This is a genomic window from Gluconacetobacter dulcium (assembly GCF_014174165.1).
GTDB lineage: Bacteria > Pseudomonadota > Alphaproteobacteria > Acetobacterales > Acetobacteraceae > Gluconacetobacter > Gluconacetobacter dulcium.
This window is the reverse complement of record NZ_JABEQN010000058.1, coordinates 1-1,413: the sequence shown is the minus strand read 5'-3', so window position 1 is coordinate 1,413 and position 1,413 is coordinate 1. Positions and strand designations below refer to the sequence as shown.

The 1,413-nt window shown below is 67.8% G+C and carries 2 protein-coding genes; both read left to right on the top strand.

What is annotated here, in order from left to right; translation table 11 throughout:
* Positions 1 to 537 (top strand): ABC transporter permease subunit (locus HLH25_RS19865; protein ID WP_182975725.1); only part of this gene is annotated, 537 nt, incomplete at its 5' end.
* A 31-nt stretch (positions 538 to 568) separates the two neighbouring features.
* Positions 569 to 1,345 (top strand): phosphate ABC transporter ATP-binding protein PstB, encoded by a 777-nt coding sequence (gene pstB / locus HLH25_RS19860; protein ID WP_182975724.1) that lies wholly within the window; start codon positions 569 to 571, stop codon positions 1,343 to 1,345.
* Positions 1,346 to 1,413: the final 68 nt, after the last annotated feature.

Sequence of the window (1,413 nt, the reverse complement as noted above, 5' to 3'; positions counted from 1 at the left end):
ATCGTGCGCTTCGTGTCGGACATGATGCTGTCGGCGCCGTCGATCCTGGTCGGGTTGTTCGTGTATATGCTGCTGGTGATGCCGTTCGGGCATTTCTCGGGGATTTCCGGGGCGATCGCGCTGGCGGTGCTGTTCGTGCCGGTGGTGGTGCGGACGACGGAGGACATGCTGCGGCTGGTGCCGCTGACGATGCGCGAGGCGGCCTATGCGCTGGGGGCGCCGAAATGGCGGGTGGTGTTGCAGGTGTGCCTGCGGGCGGCGCGCGGTGGCGTGCTGACGGGCATCCTGCTGGCGGTGGCGCGGGTGTCGGGCGAGACGGCGCCGCTGCTGTTCACGTCGCTGGGGAACATGAACTGGTCGCTGGACCCCGGTGCGCCGATGGCGAGCCTGCCGGTGGCGATCTATCAATATGCGGGCTCGGCCTATGACGACTGGGTGCAACTGGCCTGGACGGGGGCGTTGCTGATCACGGCGGGGGTGCTGGCGCTGAACGTGCTGGTGCGGCTGTGGAGCCGGCAGGCCGGTTCCGGACGCTGACACTGAACCTGACGGGTTGGGAATACGATTGATGGATGGGACGGTGATGCAGGATGCGGCGGCGCTGGCGGTGCGGGGGCTGGATTTCTGGTATGGGGCGAACCACGCGCTGAAGGGCATCTCGATGGATTTCCCGGCACGGCGGGTGACGGGAATGATCGGGCCGTCGGGCTGCGGGAAATCGACGCTGCTGCGGGTGCTGAACCGGATGTATGACCTCTATCCGGGCCAGAGGGCGACGGGGGAGGTGCTGTTCGACGGGCGGAACATCCTGTCGTCGGACCTCGACCTGAACGTGCTGCGGGCGCGGGTGGGGATGGTGTTCCAGAAGCCGACGCCGTTTCCGATGTCGATCTACGAGAACATCGCGTTCGGGGTGCGGCTGCACGAGCGGCTGTCGCGTGCCGAGATGGACGCGCGGGTGGAGGACGTGCTGCGGCGGGTGGCGCTGTGGGCGGAGGTGAAGGACCGGCTGGGGGCGTCGGCGGCGGCGCTGTCGGGCGGGCAGCAGCAGCGGCTGTGCATCGCGCGGACGATCGCGACGCGGCCGGAGGTGATCCTGCTCGACGAGCCGACCAGCGCGCTGGACCCGATTTCGACGGCGCGGATCGAGGAATTGCTGGACGAGCTGAAGGGCGAGTTCACGATTGCGATCGTGACGCATAACATGCAGCAGGCGGCGCGCTGCGCGGATCGGGTGGCGTTCTTCTACATGGGCGAACTGGTCGAGGTGGACAGCGCCGACCGCATGTTCACCGCTCCGCGCGAGCGGCGCACCCAGGATTACATCACCGGCCGGTTCGGCTGAGTTCGGCGGGCAGGGGGAAAGACAGCATGGTGAAGGAACAGGCGCACACCGTCCGCAGCTACGAGCAG